A 1100-nucleotide genomic window follows, 5' to 3' on the forward strand; every position below is an offset into this window, starting at 1 on the left:
TTAGAAAAAAGAGTTACAGTATCAAAACCTAATGAGGTCTGGGTTTCAGATATTACTTACATTAAAACAAGAGAGGGATTTATTTATCTAACAACAGTTATGGATTTATATAATCGTGAAATAGTAGGTCATTCTAAATCAAACAGTTTAACAGCTATTGACACAACAATGAAAGCATTAAGAAATGCCTGTATTAAGAGAAGACCTTATACTGGATTAATATTTCATTCTGACAGAGGGGTTCAGTATGCATGCAATGATTTTAGAAAGTTGTTAAATTCATATGGTATGAAACAGAGCATGAGTGGTAAAGGAAATTGTTATGATAATGCTGTTTGTGAAAGTTTTTTCAAAACATTAAAAACAGAACTTATTTATCAAAAGAAAGGTGGTTATAAATCTAAAGAAGATGCCAGAAGGGAGATTTTTGAATATATAGAATGTAATTTTGCATTGAAAATTGACCCATCTTTTGCATAAAAACTGACCCACCTTGTATTAAAATAAACCCCACATAAACAGTATGGGGGTAATAAGAGGTGATCAGCATGACAGATTGGGTAACAATCAGGAATCTTAAGAAAAGAAATCCTGAGCTTGGCACAAGGGCCATAGCAAGGATTTTAAAAGTATCCAGAAATACTGTTAAAAGAGCATTAGCTCAGGAAGTATACACTGGATATGAGAGAGTTTCAAGAAATAATGAAGAGCTCTCAAGATTTTCAGAATTTGTTAAAGAATCCTATTTAGTAAAAAAGCAGAAGGTTTCAGTAATCATCAGCAATTTAAGGAGTAAAGGTTTTAAAGGTTCAGAATCTTCAGTGTACAGGTATATTAACAGCAATTTCAAAATGATCAATGACACAACAAGAAGCTTTCAAAGGTATGAGACATCTCCTGGAGAACAGATACTGGTCTGAATATAAAGTTTCCATAGCAGGCAAGCTTGTAAAACTATATGTGCACTGTACAATTCTTGGCTACAGCAGATACAGAAAGTATGATTTTAGTTTTGATAAGAAACAGACAACGATATTTGATATATTATCAGAAGCATTTTACTATTTTGGAGGAGTATGTAGCAGGATACAGGTTGACAA

At 32.4% G+C, this 1100-nt stretch carries 2 protein-coding genes and 1 pseudogene; all 3 read left to right on the forward strand.

The window, feature by feature from the left end; translation table 11 throughout:
• Positions 1-480: IS3 family transposase (locus tag G581_RS11420; protein WP_169368442.1), on the forward strand; the 480-nt coding region annotated here is incomplete at its 5' end.
• A 68-nt stretch (positions 481-548) separates the two neighbouring features.
• On the forward strand, positions 549-920 hold the full coding sequence (locus G581_RS11425) for a hypothetical protein (RefSeq protein ID WP_038065921.1): 372 nt from the start codon (positions 549-551) through the stop codon (positions 918-920).
• Positions 886-1100, forward strand: a pseudogene (locus tag G581_RS12120) (hypothetical protein); the annotation flags it as partial. The gene G581_RS11425 and the pseudogene G581_RS12120, both read left to right, overlap by 35 nt.

The sequence above is a fragment of the Thermodesulfovibrio thiophilus DSM 17215 genome (assembly GCF_000423865.1).
Lineage (GTDB): Bacteria > Nitrospirota > Thermodesulfovibrionia > Thermodesulfovibrionales > Thermodesulfovibrionaceae > Thermodesulfovibrio > Thermodesulfovibrio thiophilus.